Source organism: Allokutzneria oryzae (assembly GCF_042429765.1).
Classification (GTDB): domain Bacteria; phylum Actinomycetota; class Actinomycetes; order Mycobacteriales; family Pseudonocardiaceae; genus Allokutzneria; species Allokutzneria oryzae.
This window is the reverse complement of the sequence record NZ_JBHLZU010000007.1, coordinates 156081-171929: the sequence shown is the minus strand read 5'-3', so window position 1 is coordinate 171929 and position 15849 is coordinate 156081. Positions and strand designations below refer to the sequence as shown.

The window sequence follows — 15849 nt, the reverse complement described above, 5'->3', positions numbered from 1 at the left end:
TATGACGCCGTGGCGGCTACATGTCCGGGAAGAAGGCACGCACCCCGGGGCGGCCGTTGGGGCAGGTGGGGTTGGGGACGTAGGTCAGGCTTGAGGGCTTCAGCTTGGCCTTGAAGTACCTGGTCTGGGGACAGAGGAACGTTCCGGTGATCGTGACCGCGCGGTTGTTGGTGTTGTCGCACCGCAGCCCCTGGCAGGTGACCCCTGGCGCGGGAGTGGTGTGCGGCGCGGCCACTGCGGTGCCCGCCCCTGCTGCACCGGTTCCTATCGCCAGGACGGCCGACACCAGTCCGACGACGGCCATTCGTTTCTGGTTCATGCCAGTGATTGTCCGGACGCTCCCGGGGACCAGTCCCGAAACGACCGTGGCGAGGTGACCGCTGCGCGTAGCGCGGACCCTCATGCGCGGCAAGGGAAAACCGACTCGGTCGACCAGGCCGGACGTGGAGCGCGAGCGACGTCCGGGCTCCGCAACGTCCACACTGGACAATCGGTCGCCTGGCGCCTGCCCTGCAAGTCGTCCCGACCCGCCGCCGCCCCCGCGCCTCCCCGCCCCCGCCTCCGTACCCCCTTCGCCTCCCGCCCCTCGCCCCGCCGCCCCCCGCCTCCGTACCCCAGCGCCTCCGCACCCCCGCCCCTCGCCTCCCCACCCCTTCCGCGCGCCCCACCCCCCAGCCCCCTCAGCCCCCGCCCCCTCGGCCTCCGCACCTCCGGTGCGCGCCGTGGCCGACCTCGGCGTGGTCGGGTTCTCGCGTTTTGTCACCTTGATGCGCAAAAGAGCGCTCCCATTTCGCATCAAGGTGACAAAACGCGAAACGTGGGGCACGCGGGTGAGGAGGCGCCAAGGGGCGCCGGGGGGGGGTGAGGGGGCGCCAAGGGGCGCCAGGGGGCGCCGGGGGTTCGTGGGTGAGGGGGTGGTGAGGTGGTGACGGGGTGGTGTTACCACGTGTGCAGGGCAGAACGACCTAGTTGACGGCCACCTGGCCGAGTTTGAGCTGGTTGTACGGGCTGTCGGGACGCAGGCTGACCCGCTCGCTGACCAGCAGCCTGGCCTGGTCGGTTCGGTTGGCCCTGACCGCGGCCTCCACCAGCGTCCGCTGCACGACATCGCGCTGCGCGTGGCTGCCGCCGAACTCGTGCACGCGACGGCGCAGCGGCCACAGCAGATCGACGGCTTCGGCGTAGCGCTGTCGACCGAACGCCAGGATCGCCTCGCACACCGGCAGGCCGACGCGCGCGGTCTGCGCCGCATTGGTGACGTGGGCAGGTGACTCGGTGACGTAGCGCCGACGCTCGGCGATCAACTGCTCAGCCGCCGCGTCCTCGCCTGCCCCGACGTAGCACATCACGGCGTGCATGTCGTTGAAGGCGCTGAACGGGGTCGCCATCCTTGGCGGCCAGGTTCGTGCCAGGTCGCCCCACCGGGACACGTCGTGCGCGCCGTCCAGGTACAGCCGCCACAGCAGGCTGGCGGCGTTGACCACGTCGCGGATGCTTTCGGATCCGGTCGGTGCCAACACGGTGTCGTAGATCTCCAGCGCCCGGTCCGGCTGACCGGCCTCCAACAGGAACAAGCAGTAGTGCCACCAGATGTGCACGCGCAGCAGGTTGTCGGTGTCCCAGTCCTCGCGGCGCCGGTCGAACAGCGTGATGCCCGCCGAGAACCGCGACCGCATCTCGTTGGCGTGGCCGACGGCGTGGATGCTCCACACATCGGCGGAGTCCAGCGCCATCGCGCGCAGACCGACCTGCTCGGCCTGGTCCCAATGGCCGCATTCCTCCAGGCCGAACGCGTACATGCCCAGCAGGTTGGCGTAGTGCGGGTCCGCTTCGCTCCACGCGGGCATGGCCCCGCCGACGCGGTCGCGCAGCGACACCGCGTCGCCGGTGAGGAAGTCGATCTGGTGGCCGAAGGCCAGCGCGAGGGCGTCACGCGGCTGGGCGGCGGAGGCCTCGGCGAGCAGCTGACCGGCGGCTGACAGGTCGCCCTCCAGCAGACGGGTGGCCGCCCGAAGGTGGGTCCGTTCGCCTGCCGTCAGCACGCTCGGGTCGACCACGCTGTGGAACTTCGCGAACTCGTCGGCGACGACGGGGAGGTGCTGGGGGTCGGTGCTGAGCACGGCCAGGTACACGCGCAGGGCGTTTCCCAGCGGCAACGTCGGGTCCTCGGCGACGACGCGCTCGGCGAGGTCACCGACGTCGGAGCGGAAGTGCAGCAGGGCATCGACCGCGCGGTCCAGCTCGTCGACGGCGGCGGCGGTGGCCGCGTTCAGCGGCACACCGTGTTGATCATGTCGCATCCTCGAACAATACGAGCACGAGCTACAGCCTCGGTCCACCGGTCGGGTGGTCCCCGAGCCCATGGCGCATCCAGAGATTGGTCTCCTCGTAGACCCCCCTGTCCCGCTCGCGGTCGATCTCGACCAGATCGAGCCCGCCGGGAACGACGTACCTGCCCGTCCGCGGAAACGCCATGCCGGTCCACTCCTCCCACTGCGCGACGGTCCCGGACACGACCATGGACCGCGGTGCCGGAGCCAGGATCGTGGCGCCGAGCCGCTGGTGGGTGCGAACCCAGGGATCCAGATGCAGGCCGTCATCACGGGTCCAGCGCAGGAAGTCCGGCATCGACGTCAGCGGGTAGCTCGCCTTGAGCGTCGGCCGCACCGGCACGACCACCCGCCGCAGCCCGGCATCGGCGGCACGCTCACGCAGGGCGGTGAGCACTGTCCCAGCCAGTCCGCCGCCGGTGCGGTCGGGCCGCACGGTGGCGGCCACGATGCACAGGGTGTCCGGTTCGACGCCGCTCTCGTGCTCGGTGACCGCGGCGACCAGGGCGCCGTCGTAGCCCTCGGGAAGCGTGGCCACGTCGCCGTCCCAGCGCAGGGCCACCGCGGTTGCCCTGGCCAGAACCTCGTCGCCGTCCAGGAGCAGCACGTCGAAGCGGGGGAAGTACTCCGCGACGGCACGACGGTGGGTGTTGGAGACCGGATCGTGGAGGACGAACGTCGGCCAGCCGTCGCGAAGCGGTGCAAGGGCACTGCCAGTGAGGTCGGGCCGCTCGCTGGTGGTGACGACCGTCGACTTCGGCACCCGGAGATCCTAGGCCGTGTCCTGCACGTGGTGACGCCCTCGACCCCCTCACCCCTCGCCGCTCCCGACCCCTTCACCCCTCGACCCCCTCACCCCTCGCCGCTCCCTCGACCCCCTCACCCCCGACCCCCTCGCCCCCGGCCGCCCTCAGCCCCCGGCCGCCCCAACACCCGCACCACGCCCGCCCCTCTATTCGCGTTTTGTCACCTTGATGCGATATGAGAGCGCTCTCTTGCGCATCAAGGTGACAAAACGCGAAAACACTGACCACGCCAGCCAGGGCCGCGCCCACGCCAGCCAGGGCACACGGCGGCAGGCCGCGCGCGGCGGCGCGGGGTGGGTGAGCCGCCTCGGGGTACCGGGATGAGTTGCAGGACAGATCCTAGGAACCCGCCGGAGAATCGGGAAAGCGCAGTGGCATGAGGCCGGATCTCGACGGCGGGCGACCCATCGGGCAGCCGTCCGCAACCAAGCTGATCAACGGATGCGTCCGGACGGGGCAGTCGGCTGAGCTCCGCGTTCGCGGTTGGCGTCACGGCGAAGGCGCCAGGTAGCGTCACGGCGGTGCCGCGGTCCTGGCGCGGCCGCCACGTGGTGTGCCGGGAAGCCTGGTCGGCGTTGTGCTCGCCCCCGACTTCGGAGCTGTTCTTGTCGTTCGCGTCATCGCCGGACACCCACCCCCGCTCGCGCTCCGCTGACGCGGCCCCAGCTCGCCGGTACCGGCCCGAAGTGCAGGGTCTGCGGGCGGTCGCCGTCGTCCTCGTGGTGGTCTACCACGTGTGGCTGGGCCGGGTCTCCGGCGGCGTGGACGTGTTCTTCCTGCTCACCGGGTTCCTGCTCACCGGACAGCTGGTGCGGGCGGCCACCTCCGAGTCGGGGATCAGGTTCGTGCCGCTCTGGGGACGGGTGATCACCCGGTTGTTCCCCGCCGCGTTGACGGTGCTGGCCGTGACGATGGCCGTCGCGGTGGTGGTGCTGCCGGAGAGCCGGTGGTTCCAGACGATCCGGGAGATCGTCGCCTCTGCGCTGTTCCTGGAGAACTGGCAGCTGGTCGCCGACTCGGCCGACTACTTCGCCCACCACGATGAAGCCGGTGTGACACAGCACTTCTGGTCGCTGTCGATCCAGGGCCAGTTCTACGTGCTGTGGCCGCTGCTGGTCGCGGGCGTGGTCCTGGTGGCGCGGCGAGCGGGTCGGGGAGTGCGCCGGTCGCTGCTGGTCGCGCAGGCGCTCGTCTTCGCGGCGTCACTGGCCTTCTCGGTCGTGTTCACCGCGACCCAGCAGCAGGTCGCCTACTTCCACTCCCTCACCCGGGTGTGGGAGTTCGCGCTGGGCGGGCTGCTCGCGTTGGTCGTCGACGCCGTCGTGCTCCCGCGCAGGGCGCGCGTCGTGCTGGGCTGGGTCGGGATCCTCGGTCTGGTGGCCTGTGGACTGGTGCTGTCCGTGGGCAGCGTGTTCCCCGGTTACGTCGCCCTCTGGCCCACCCTGTGCGGGGCCGCGGTCATCGCCGCGGGCACCACCGGCAGCCGCTACGGCGCCGACCGGTGGCTGGTCACTCCAGCCCTGCGGTACGTGGGAGACCTCAGCTACGCCCTGTACCTGTGGCACTGGCCGGTCCTGGTGTTCTACCTCGTCGCGCGCGACCGGACCCACGTCGGCCTCGCCGGTGGTGTGGTGATCATCGGAGTGTCCCTGGTCTTGTCCGTGCTCACCCACCACTACGTCGAGAAACCGGTGCGGGTCTCGCGCCTGGACGGGCGGACACGGTGGGGCGCGTACCGCTTCGCGGTCCTCACCCTGGTGCCGGTGTTGGTGGCCGCGGGCTGCTGGCAGACGGTCAGCCTGCGCAAAGCCGCTTCCTACGACGCACTCGTCGACGATCTCGACCACCCGGGGGCACTGGCCCGCACACCGGAGTTCGAGTACTGGGGCGCCGAGGACGCCGCGGTGATCCCACCCCTGATCACTCTCTACGGCGACTTCGCAGGTGTCGAGGGCAGCAGGTGCACCGTGTCTCCGCGCAACCCGGAACTGGAGATCTGTTCCACGTCGCCGCCGAACCCGACCAAACACGTGGTGGTGGTCGGCGACTCGCACATGCAGCAGCTGCTCGCGGCCCTGGACCCCATCGCACGGGAACGGGACTGGAAGATCACGCACATGCTGCGCGGTGCGTGTCCGTTCTCGACGTCCTCGGAAACCGCGATCGGAGACCAAGCCTGCGTCCGGTGGAACGCCGACGCCAGGGCCGAGATCATCTCCCGGCAGCCTGACCTCGTCTTCGCCAACGGCACCCGCAACGCTCGGATCGGGCTCACGGAAGCCACCCCGCCCGGGTTCGTCGCGGCGTGGCGCGCCTTGGAGTCCGCCGGTATCCCGGTCCTGGCCGTACGAGACAACCCGCGCTTCGACTACTCACCCGCGGTGTGCGCCGCCACCAACGGAGTTGAGGCGCCCCAGTGCAATCCGCCGCGTTCGCAGATTCTCGCCCCAGAGGCGCCGTACTCCTCACTGGCCAACATTCCCGCCACCGTGTCGTTTCTGGACCTCAGCGACTACTACTGCACTGAAAGCGTCTGTCCTCCGATCATCGGCAACGTCCACGTCTACTTCGATGACAACCACGTGACGGCCACGTACATGCGCTCCATGGCACCGCTGGTCAAGCAAGCCATCGACGCCGTCCTCACGCTCTGAGCGCTCCTCGATAACTGAGCAACCACTCGCCAACGCGGAGTCGGCGAGTGGTCACGGCGGTCAGCGCGCGAGCCAGTCCGCGAGGCTCGTCCGTGCGAGGTGGGCACCGGCTCCCGGCAGCAGCGAGTCGTGCCCCAAGAGGGCGCCGAAGTACCGAGCGTTCGGGTCCGAGACGATCTGGCGCGTGTCGGCGCGGGCGGTGAGCACCGCGCGGATCCACTCGTCGAGCGTCAACGCCTCCGGTCCAGCGATCTCCAGCAGGCCGTCGAGCGGGTCACCCGCCGCGGTCCGTGCCACGGCGGCGGCGACGTCGTCGGCCGCCATCGGCTGCACACCCCCGGTGGACAGCCGCACGGTGCCGTTCTCGGTGGCCGCGTCGGCGATGCTGCCCGCGAACTCGAAGAACTGGGTGGCGCGCACCAGTGAGTGGCGCAGCCCGGACTCCTCGATCAGCCGCTCCTGAGCCACCTTCGCGCGGAGGTAACCGGACTCCGGCAGCCGGTCGGCGCCCACCACCGACAGCGCGACGTAGTGGCCGACACCGGCGCTCCTCGCCGCCTCGACCAGGTTGCCCGTCGCGGTGCGGAAGAAGGCCATCACGTCGTCGTCCGCGAACGAGGGCGAGTTCGACACGTCGACCAGCACGTCCGTGCCCCGCAGCACCTCCTCCACCCCTTCGCCGGTGAGCGTGTTGACACCGCTCGCCGGGGACGCGGGCACGGCGTCGTGGCCGTGCTCACCGAGCAGGGCCACCACCTTCGTGCCGATCAACCCGGTTCCCCCGATGACGACGATCCGCATGGTCACTCCCTTCGTGGGCCCGCCGGTGGATGGGCGGGCGTTCACGAGCTAGGACAGGACAGCGGGCGGCGCTGTGACGGGACCTGGGTCACACCGCGCGGAACGCGGCGATCTTGTCGGGGTTCACCAGCCACATCACCTGGTCGATGCCCCGCTCCGACGCCGTCACGGTCACCAGGGCGTACGTGTCGCCGCCCCGGCGCAGCGCGACGGCGGCCAGCCCGTTCGCCTCGACGAACGTCGTCGCCGCGCCGCTCCAGAACTCCGGCGCCCAGGCGGTGAAGACCTTCGCCAGGGTGTGCGCGCCGACCAGTGGGATCCGCGCCGCGCGTGCCTTGCCATCACTGTCGGAGTAGCTCACCACGTCGTCGCTAAACAACCGCTCCAGGGCCGCCAGGTCACCGGCCTGCGCGGCGGCCACGAACGCGGCCAGCAACCGCCGCTGCTCTGTCGCGTCCACCGGCGCCCGCCGTTCGCCCGCCAGCCGCTTGCGCGCCCGGCTGACCAGCTGCCGCGCCGCGACCTCGGTGGTCCGCACGATCTCGGCGATCTGCTGGTACGGGTAGTCGAACGCCTCACGCAACACGTACGCCGCGCGTTCGGTCGGGGTGAGCTTCTCCAGCAGCATCAGCACGGCCAGCTCCAGCACCGCGCCCCGCTCGGCGCCGAGCTGCGGGTCTGCGGAGGTGTCCACCGGCTCCGGAAGCCACGGCCCCACGTAGGTCTCGCGGCGCGCTCGCGCCGTCTGGCTCTCGTTGATCGCCAACCGGGTGACCGCCGTCGCCAGGTACGCCTCCGGGTTGACCACGGCCGCGTGGTCGGCGGTCTGCCAGCGCACCCAGACCTCCTGCACCAGGTCCTCGGCGTCGGCGACGCTGCCAGACATCCGGTAGGCGATGCCGAACAGCCTCGGCCGCACCGTCGCGAACACAGCCTCGGCGTGGTCGAGCCGCGTCATCAGCCACTCCGTTCTCTCGCCGGCCACCGTAGCGCCGGGACGGAGCCACGGTGGCGACCGGCTACAGGAACGTGCCGCCGGAGATCTCGATCCGCTGCGCGTTGATCCATCCGGTGCCCTCGGTGAGCAGCGCGGCGATCGCCGCCCCAATGTCGTCGGGCTGCCCGGTGCGGCCCAGCGCGGTCTGCGTGGCCAGGAAGCTGTTCACCTCGGGGTTGTCCCGCACGACACCACCGCCGAAGTCGGTCTCCACCGGTCCCGGCGCGACGGTGTTCACCGCGATGCCGCGTGGGCCCAACTCCTTTGCGAGGTAACGGGTCAGCACCTCCACCGCGCCCTTCATGGTGGCGTAGGCGGAGTAACCGCTGTAAGCGAACCGGGTCAGGCCGGTGGACAGGTTGATGATCCGGCCGCCATCGGTGAGCAGCGGCAGCAGCGCCTGGGTGAGGAAGTAGACGCCCTTCACGTGGATGTTCATCAGCTCGTCGAAGGTCTCCTCGGTCACCTCACCGAAGGGCGCGTTCCGGCCGACGCCCGCGTTGTTGACGAGGAAGTCGAAGGTGTCGCGGCCCCACCGCTCGGCGAGCGCGCCACGCACCGCCTCGGTGAAGGCGGCGAAGGTGCGCGTGTCGCCGACGTCCAGGGGCAGGGCGACGGCGGTGCGGCCCAGCTCCCGCGCCTGGGCCACGACGGCTTCGGCCTCGGTGGCGCCGGTGCGGTAGGTGAGCACGAGGTCCACGCCCTGGCGGGCCAGGTGCAGCGCGGTGTTGCGGCCAAGACCCCGGCTGCCGCCGGTGATGAGTGCGATGTGTGCCATGGGTGCAACCCTCGGCCCGTCGCCGGGGGAGCGGAAGGACTCGCCGAACCAGGGATCGGCGATCCCTGGTTGTCTCCGTGGATCTGCCTACGATCGGGCACATGGACCGGGACCAGCTCGCACACTTCCTCCGCACCCGCCGGGAGGCGTTGCAGCCGGAGGACGTGGGCCTGCCCCGCAGGCCGCGCAGGCGTTCCGCCGGGTTGAGCCGGGACGAGGTCGCGGTGCTCTCGGGCATGTCCACCGACTACTACAGCCGCCTGGAACAGCGGCGCGGGCCGACCCCCTCCGAGCAGATGCTGGCCGCGATCGCCCAGGGGCTGCGGCTGAGCCTGGACGAGCGCGACCACCTGTTCCGCCTGGCCGGGCACAACGCCCCGACCAGGATCCTGCGCTCCGACCACGTCAGCCAGGGCCTGATGCGGGTGCTCGACCGGCTCACCGACACCCCGGCACTGGTGATGAGCGACCTCGGCGAGACGCTGGTGCAGAACTGGCTGGCCACCGCGCTGCTCGGCGACCAGACCGGTTTCACCGGACTGGCCCGCAGCTCGGGGTACCGCTGGTTCACCGATCCGGCCTCCCGCGCGATCTACCCGGAGGCCGACCACGACCACCACGCCCGCGTCCAGGTCGCCGCGCTGCGGGCGGCGCTGGTCCGCAACGGCCCCAGTTCTCGCGCGCGGACGATGGTGGACCGGCTGCTGGCGGTGAGCCCGGAGTTCACCGCACTGTGGGAACAGCACGAGGTGGTGGTGCGGCGCGGCGAGCACAAGCGCATCGCGCATCCGGAGCTGGGCGTGCTGGACCTGCACTGCCAGGTGCTGCACACCGACAGCCAGGACCAGATCCTGTTGGTCTACACGGCTTCTCCCGGCACGGAGGGCTACGAGAAGCTGCGCTTGTTGTCGGTGTTGGGGTCGAACACGCCCACGGCGTCGTAGGCGTGCCACGACCCGCTCGCCTTGCCCAGTGTGATCACGTTCTCGCCCACGCGCAGAGCGCTTCCGGGGATCGGAAGCTCCACAATGGACGGACGAAGTGGGCTGCCGGGCACCGTGGCGTCCCCGGTGGTCGATCCCTTGGTGGCGCCCCTCTCCAGGGCCACGTCGGCCACGGAGGTCCCGTTGCAGGACACCTCCAGGCGGCCAGGAGTCGTGGCGTGCGAGTCGATCATCCACACCGCCAGCACCAGGTTCCGGACCGAGGGCAGCGGGAACCGGAACCGGAACCGGAACGTGTGCGCCTTGCTCCCGGCCCACTTGTCCGCCGGGCCAGGATGCAGGTAGGGCCAGTCGGCACTGGGCGAGCTGACTCCGAACGCGTAGTCGGGCCCGTTGGGAAACCGCGTCGAGTACTGCTGGTACCCGTTGGGCGCGAGGGCCAGTTCCAGGCTCTTCCGGTCGAAGTCCCCGATCACCGCCACCGGACGCCCGGAAACCGTGACCGAGGTGAGTGAGGACGCGCGCAGGACCGGGCTTGGCAGGCTGCGGTCACCCGCCGCGTCAACGGTGACCACGCGGTAGTACCACGTCCGGCCGCGCGGCCCGAGGTTGTCGTGTCGCAGTCGCGTGTAGACGGTCTTGCCGATCAGCTCCCCTCGCGAGTAGGGAGAATCCGAGGCGTAGACGGCGAAGTGGTCCACCAGTGGGTGGTAGGAGTCCGCTTCCCAGGTGAGGTCGATCCACCCGATTCCCGGAGTAGCCGCGAGTTGCCTGATCACAGCGCCTCCAAACCCGGCCGCCCAGCGGTCGTGACGAAGCGGGCGGCGGTCGAGACCGGGGCACGGTCGTCTCGCCGGATGTAGTCGACGACCTTGTACTCGGAGGTCAGCCGCTCGGGGGTCATCGTGCAGAGCAGGTAGCCACGTCGGCCGTCGTAGAACTTCACGTGCGGGTTGCTGAGCCAGAGATCGGTGTAGGAGTCCCGAGGGGTGCCGTCCCCGTCGGAGCCGATGGACCCGGTCACGAGCTCGGTCCCGATGGTCGCGGACGCGGGGTCGTTGAAGTCGGCCTTCAGCTCGGCGGCGACGTGGCGGTGGATGTCGCCGGTGAGCACGACCAGGTTGGGCGTGCGGAGGGAGAGCAGCCGCTCCCGCTCGACGCGGAACCCGTCCCACTGGTCGGCGCTGAACGTCTGGCCCGGCCCCATGTCCCGGTCGATCTGCGCCATGACCACCTGCTGCGCCAGCACGTTCCAGGTCGCCGAGGACGACCGCAGCCCGTCGTGAAGCCACTTCTCCTGGCGCGAGCCCAGGATGCTCCTGTCGGGTACGCGGTACTGCCGCGTGTCCAGCACGCTGAAGTCCGCCAACCGCCCCCAGCGCAGTCGCCGGTACAGCGTCATGTCAGGACCTCGCGGCAGGGAGGTCCGCCGCAGCGGCATGTTCTCGTAGTACGCGCGGTAGGCGACCGCGCGCCGACGTTCGAAGTCCTCCAGCGTGACGCCCTGCCCCGCGTGGTCGTAGTTGTTCTGCACCTCGTGGTCGTCCCAGGTGGACACCCACGGAGCCTTGGCGTGCACGGCCTGGAGGTGCGGGTCGGACTTGAAAAGCGCGTACCGCAACCGGTACTGCTCAAGCGTGCGGACCTCGGCGTCGTGCACCTTGTCGAGCTGAACGCCTTGCCTCCACAGGTTCACGGAGTTGATGGCGTACTCGTAGATGTAGTCGCCCACGAAGAACACGAGATCGATGTCCTCTGTGGCCATGTGCCGGTACGCCGTGAAGTGCCCGTGGTACCACGCTTGGCAGGACGCGACCGCGAAGGAGAGCCGCGCGGCCTGGTCTCCTCGCGCGGGTGCGGTTCGAGTACGGCCGACCGGGCTGATCGAGCGGCCCGCGCGGAACCGGTAGAAGTACTCCCGCCCCGGGCGGAGCCCGTGCACCTCGGGGTGCACGGAATGCGCGAGCTCGGGGGAGGCGACGGCATGGCCACGACGGACCACGCGTGCGAACCCCGGGTCCTCGGCGACTTCGTAGTGCACGTCAACGGGGCGGCGCGGCATGCCTCCGTGCCCGTCCGCGGCCAGCGGCTCCGGGGCCAGTCGCGTCCACAGGACGACACTGTCCGGCTCGGGATCACCGGATGCGACACCGAGCCGGAAGGGGTCGGCGGGGACGTCGTCGCCACCGGGGGTGAACGCGTGCGCGGGGGCACCGGTGCCGAGCACGACGGCGGCGGCACTGACACCGGCCAGGCCGAGGAAGGTTCTTCTGCTGGGTGAGTCGGTCATTTGACACCACCTGAGGTCAGGCCGGAGATGATCCAACGCTGGAAGAGCAGGACCGCGATGACCAGCGGCACGGTGACGACGACACCGGCAGCCATCTGCGTCCCGAATGGACTGTCGTAGCCGGCGACACCGCCGAACTGGGAGATCCGGACGGTCGCGGTCTGCATCTCGGGCCGGTTCACCATGCTGAGCGCGATGACGAACTCGTTCCACGCCACCACGAACACGATGATCGTGGTGGTGAAGACACCGGGGACCGCGATCGGCAGGATGACCTTGCGGAAGGCCTGGCCGCGGCTGCAACCGTCCACTGTGGCCGCTTCCTCCAGCTCCACCGGCAGCTGGCGGAAGAACGTGGTCAGGTTCCAGACCGCGAGCGGCAGCGCGAAGGACATGCTCGGCACGATCATCGCCTGGTAGGTGTCGATCCACCCGATGTCGGTGAACAGCTTCAGCAGCGGCACGACGAGCGAGATCCCCGGGAACATCGAGGTCGCGATCACCAGCGCCAGCACCAGGTTCTTGAACCGGAACGCCAGCCGCGCCAGCGCGTACCCGGCGAGCGTGCCGAGGAGCACGGTGAGCACGGTCGTCACACCCGCGACGACGAGGCTGTTGAGCAGAGCGCGGCTGAACTGGTTCTGCCCGCTGAACACGGCCTGGTAGTTCTCCAGCGACCACGGCGAGGGCAGCGCGGACATGTCGAAGATGTCGTTGGTGCGCCGGAAGCTCGACACCACCATCCAGTAGAACGGCGCGAGGCAGTACACGATGATGACAGCGATCCCGAGCAACGGCGCCAGCCGACGGACGCTCATACCGACGCCTCCTTCTTCCGCCGTTCACCCAGCAGGTCCGCGCCGAGCAGCTTGACGAACACGAACGCGATGAGCACCACGTACAGGAACAAGATCACCGAGTACGCCGCCGCCGGGCCGTACCGGACCTGGTTCGCCTCGCTCCATGCCAGCATGGACAGCGTCTCCACCGAGCCCTTCTGCTGGCCAACAAGCACGAACGGGAGGTCGAACATCCGCAGCGCGTCCAGCAGCCGGAACAGCACCGCGACCAGCAGGGCCGGCTTGACCAGGGGCAGGGTCACGCGCCAGAGCCGCTGCCACGCGCTCGCCCCGTCCAGCCGCGCCGCCTCGTTCACCTCGGCCGGGATCAGCTGCAGACCGGCGAGCACGAGCAGGCCGACGAACGGCGCTGTCTTCCACGTGTCCGCGATGATCACGGCGACCTTGGCGGCCCAGCCGTCTGAGGTCCACAGCAGGTCCGTCCCCAGCACCTGGTTCGCCACCCCGTCGGACTGGAAGACCCAGCGCCACAACAACCCGGAGACGGCCGTCGGGATCGCCCACGGAACCAGGATCGACGCGCGGACCAGTCCGCGGCCCCGGATCACCTTGTGCATCACCAATGCCATGGCGGTGCCGACGACGACCTCGATCGCCACGGTGGTGAAGGTGAAGAAGGACGTGTTGCCGAACGCCGTCCAGAACCGCGAGCCGAGCGCGTCGGCGTAGTTGTCCAGACCGACGAACCGGTCACCGGACACCAGGAACCCGTCCGCGTCCAGCTCGTCACCGCTGCGGTACAACGACTCCCGGAACGCCGCCAGCAACGGGTAGCCGACCACCAGCCCGAGCACGAGCAGGGTCGGCGACAACAGCAGCGCGGCCATCCCGCCGGCTCGGGCCCGCACGGGTCAGGACCCCTGTGCGATCTCGGTCAGCTGCCGTTGCATGGTGGACAACGCCTGCTCGACCGTGGCCTTGCCACCGAGCACGGCGTACACCTGCTCCTGGATCGCCGAGGACGCGTCGCCGTAGCGGACCAGCGTGGGGCGCGGGTGGGCACTGGTGATCGCCTCCTGGAGCACCGGGAGGTACGGGTACTTGGCCTTCAGCTCGGGGTCCTGGTAGATCGCCGTCCGCGTCATCGGGTACGCCGAGCCCTTGGCGTGGGTGCGCTGAGTGTCCACACTGGTCATGTACTTGATGAACTCCCGCGCTGTTGCCTGCTTCGTGGAGAACGCGGAGACGGCCAGGTTGTTACCGCCCAAAGTGGACACTCCGGGGCCGGACTCGCCGGGAATCACCGTGACGTCGAACTTCCCCGCCACCGCCGACGATCCGTCCGTGGCGTTCATCAGCGCGTGGATGTAGGCCCAGTTGCGGTGGAAGACCACCTTGCCCTGTTGGAAAGCCCGGCGGCCTTCCTCTTCCTTGTAGGTGATCGCGTCCGGTGCGACGGTGCCGTCGCGGAACAGCGTCGCCAGGAAGTCGAGACCGGTCTTGGCCGCGGGCGTGTCCAGCTTCGGTTTGCCCTCGTCGTCGGTGACCTGCCCGCCCGCGGAGCCGACCGCCTCGGAGAAGTTGACCGTGAGGCCTTCGTACTTGTCGTGCTGCCCGGCGTAGCACGAGGCGCCCGCGGCTTCGGGCAGGGCGAGCACCTTGGTGCAGGCGGCCTTCATCTCGGCCCAGGTCTTCGGCGGGGCGACACCGGCCTTGGCCAGCAGATCGGTGCGGTAGTACAGCATTCCCGCGCCGGTGAAGTGCGGGATGCTGTACAGCTTGCCCCGGTACTCCGAGCCCTTCAACGGCGCGGCGAAGAACCCGTCCACGTCGAACTGCTCGCGCGGTAGCTCGGTGACCCACCGTCGGGCCGCGAACTCGGCGTTCCACGGCAGGTCGATGGTGATCACGTCGTAGGTGTCGGACTTGGTCTGCGCCTGCTGGACCAGCTGCTGCCGCTGGCCGTCGGCGCCCTCCGGCAGGTCGACGATCCGCACGGGCTGGTCGGGGTGCGCGGCGTTCCAGGCCTCGACCAGCTTCGGCACGGTGCCCGTGCCGTCCTTCAACGTGGCGAAGGTGATCGGGCCGCGCCCGTCCGCCCCACCGCCCGCGGGGGTCGCCGTCGCGCAGCCGGTGACCACAAGGGCCGCGATTGCCAGTGCTAACGCCCTTTTCATCGTGTTCCCTCCAGGGTGACGACCGTGCCGGTCCGACGCGCCCGTTCCGCCGCCCACACCAGCCGGTGCGACTCCAGGCTGTCCCTGCCGTTGGTCAAGATCAGGTTCGGGTCGCCGGTGCGGACGGCCTCGATGAAGGCGTCGACGAGCGCCTGGTCCCCACCGCCGTGTCCGTCGTCCGCGGTCGCCCCGCCCGTGGCCCGCGGTCGCACGACGTCCGGCCCGGTCAGGAAGTCGTGGACGGTGATGGTCTCGCCGTCGCCCTCGATCGATCCCCGGGTGCCGAATACGCGGGTCTTGCGGTGGCTGACGGGAGCGAACGCCGTCATGGTGAACGACGCCGTGACGCCACCGGTGTACTCGATGTTGACGACCTGGTGGTCGACCACGTCGTTGTCGCACGCGTAGACGCACCGGCCGTACGGCCCGTGGCGCAGTGCGTTGCGCACGCCCTCTTCCGTGCGATCCGCCGTCAGCACCGACAGCGGCCAGACGCGGTCCGGTTCGGCGAGGAACGGCAGGTAGATCCGTGGCGCGGAGTAGGGGCACTCCGGCTCCACAGCGCAGTCGAGGCACCTCTCCGCCGCGCCTTCCGGCTTGCGCTCGGGCCGGAACTCGTACAGGCCGCCGAACGAGGACACCCGGACGGCTCGGCGGCCGATGACGTGGGCCAGCCAGTCCACGTCATGGCAGGACTTGGCCATGAGCATGAACGTCGACTCGTCCTCGCGGCGCCAGTTGCCCCGCACGTAGGAGTGCGCGTGGTGCCACCAGCCAACCGGTTCGAGGTGCTCGACGCTGACGATGTCGCCGATCCGTCCACTGTCGACGATGTCCTTCAACGCCCGCGAGTACGGCGTGTAGCGCAGGACGTGGCAGACGGCGAGCAGCACACCGGCGTCCTCGGTCGCCCGCACGATCTCCTCGCAGTCCGCTTCGGTCGTGGCCATCGGCTTCTCCAGCAACAGGTGGTAGCCGCGCCGGGCGAGCTCGACGGCGGGCTCCACGTGGGACTGGTCCTGGGTGGTGATCACCGCGACGTCCGCCAGCCGCGGTTGGGCGAGCAGGTCGCGCCAGTCCTCGAAGACCCCCGCCCTCGGCACGTCGTGCGCGTCCACGAGCGCCTTCCGGGCGGCGGGCCGGGGCTCGGCGACCACGACGACACGCGCCCGCCCGGTCGTGGCGGCGTGGGCCGCGTACGCGGTGCCACGGCTGCCCGCTCCGACGATCGCGACGGTCACCACGCGGTCATCACCTCCCGCAGGGGGCTAT

At 70.0% G+C, this 15849-nt stretch carries 14 protein-coding genes; 2 read left to right on the top strand and 12 right to left on the bottom strand.

Annotated elements, in window-relative coordinates:
• Positions 1 to 16 precede the first annotated feature (16 nt).
• The 3 genes from ACFFQA_RS09445 to ACFFQA_RS09435 all read right to left on the bottom strand — a co-directional run bounded on the left by ACFFQA_RS09445 (position 17) and on the right by ACFFQA_RS09435 (position 3093).
• The gene (locus tag ACFFQA_RS09445) at positions 17 to 319 is read right to left on the bottom strand and encodes a KH domain-containing protein (protein WP_377851327.1); all 303 of its coding nucleotides are present in this window, start codon (positions 317 to 319) and stop codon (positions 17 to 19) included.
• A gap of 646 nt (positions 320 to 965) precedes the next feature.
• A complete protein-coding gene (locus ACFFQA_RS09440) occupies positions 966 to 2300 on the bottom strand; it encodes a tetratricopeptide repeat protein (protein ID WP_377851326.1) in 1335 nt (444 codons plus the stop codon).
• Between the two features lie 22 nt (positions 2301 to 2322).
• A complete protein-coding gene (locus ACFFQA_RS09435) occupies positions 2323 to 3093 on the bottom strand; it encodes a GNAT family protein (RefSeq protein ID WP_377851325.1) in 771 nt (256 codons plus the stop codon).
• Between the two features lie 729 nt (positions 3094 to 3822).
• On the opposite strand from ACFFQA_RS09435, the gene ACFFQA_RS09430 reads away from it, so the two are divergent.
• Entirely contained in the window at positions 3823 to 5790 is a 1968-nt protein-coding gene (locus ACFFQA_RS09430) for an acyltransferase family protein (RefSeq protein WP_377851349.1), read from the top strand.
• Between the two features lie 60 nt (positions 5791 to 5850).
• On the opposite strand, the gene ACFFQA_RS09425 is transcribed toward ACFFQA_RS09430, so the two are convergent.
• The 3 genes from ACFFQA_RS09425 to ACFFQA_RS09415 form a co-directional block, all read right to left on the bottom strand.
• A complete protein-coding gene (locus tag ACFFQA_RS09425; RefSeq protein WP_377851324.1) occupies positions 5851 to 6591 on the bottom strand; it encodes an SDR family oxidoreductase in 741 nt (246 codons plus the stop codon).
• A gap of 88 nt (positions 6592 to 6679) precedes the next feature.
• A complete protein-coding gene (locus ACFFQA_RS09420) occupies positions 6680 to 7549 on the bottom strand; it encodes a sigma-70 family RNA polymerase sigma factor (RefSeq protein ID WP_377851323.1) in 870 nt (289 codons plus the stop codon).
• A 61-nt stretch (positions 7550 to 7610) separates the two neighbouring features.
• A complete protein-coding gene (locus ACFFQA_RS09415; RefSeq protein WP_377851322.1) occupies positions 7611 to 8366 on the bottom strand; it encodes an SDR family NAD(P)-dependent oxidoreductase in 756 nt (251 codons plus the stop codon).
• 101 nt (positions 8367 to 8467) lie between these two features.
• On the opposite strand from ACFFQA_RS09415, the gene ACFFQA_RS09410 reads away from it, so the two are divergent.
• A complete protein-coding gene (locus tag ACFFQA_RS09410; protein ID WP_377851321.1) occupies positions 8468 to 9310 on the top strand; it encodes a helix-turn-helix transcriptional regulator in 843 nt (280 codons plus the stop codon).
• On the opposite strand, the gene ACFFQA_RS09405 is transcribed toward ACFFQA_RS09410, so the two are convergent.
• Genes ACFFQA_RS09405 through ACFFQA_RS09380 form a run of 6 tightly spaced genes read right to left on the bottom strand, consistent with a single transcriptional unit; the run spans position 9253 to position 15818 of the window.
• A complete protein-coding gene (locus ACFFQA_RS09405) occupies positions 9253 to 10089 on the bottom strand; it encodes a polysaccharide lyase family protein (protein WP_377851320.1) in 837 nt (278 codons plus the stop codon). The two genes, ACFFQA_RS09410 and ACFFQA_RS09405, sit on opposite strands and share 58 nt — an antisense overlap.
• Positions 10086 to 11600 carry an alkaline phosphatase D family protein gene (locus ACFFQA_RS09400; protein WP_377851319.1) on the bottom strand — a complete coding sequence of 505 codons (1515 nt, stop codon included), beginning with the start codon at positions 11598 to 11600 and terminating at the stop codon, positions 10086 to 10088. The genes ACFFQA_RS09405 and ACFFQA_RS09400 overlap by 4 nt, the downstream gene beginning before the upstream one ends.
• A complete protein-coding gene (locus tag ACFFQA_RS09395; protein WP_377851318.1) occupies positions 11597 to 12418 on the bottom strand; it encodes a carbohydrate ABC transporter permease in 822 nt (273 codons plus the stop codon). The genes ACFFQA_RS09400 and ACFFQA_RS09395 overlap by 4 nt, the downstream gene beginning before the upstream one ends.
• Positions 12415 to 13308: a carbohydrate ABC transporter permease gene (locus ACFFQA_RS09390; RefSeq protein WP_377851317.1), complete on the bottom strand. Its 894-nt coding sequence runs from the start codon at positions 13306 to 13308 to the stop codon at positions 12415 to 12417. Before ACFFQA_RS09390 ends, ACFFQA_RS09395 begins: the two co-directional genes overlap by 4 nt.
• A 3-nt stretch (positions 13309 to 13311) precedes the next feature.
• On the bottom strand, positions 13312 to 14577 hold the full coding sequence (locus tag ACFFQA_RS09385; RefSeq protein WP_377851316.1) for an ABC transporter substrate-binding protein: 1266 nt from the start codon (positions 14575 to 14577) through the stop codon (positions 13312 to 13314).
• Positions 14574 to 15818, bottom strand: coding sequence for a Gfo/Idh/MocA family protein (locus ACFFQA_RS09380; protein ID WP_377851315.1), 1245 nt, complete (start codon positions 15816 to 15818; stop codon positions 14574 to 14576). The genes ACFFQA_RS09385 and ACFFQA_RS09380 overlap by 4 nt, the downstream gene beginning before the upstream one ends.
• Positions 15819 to 15849 lie beyond the last annotated feature (31 nt).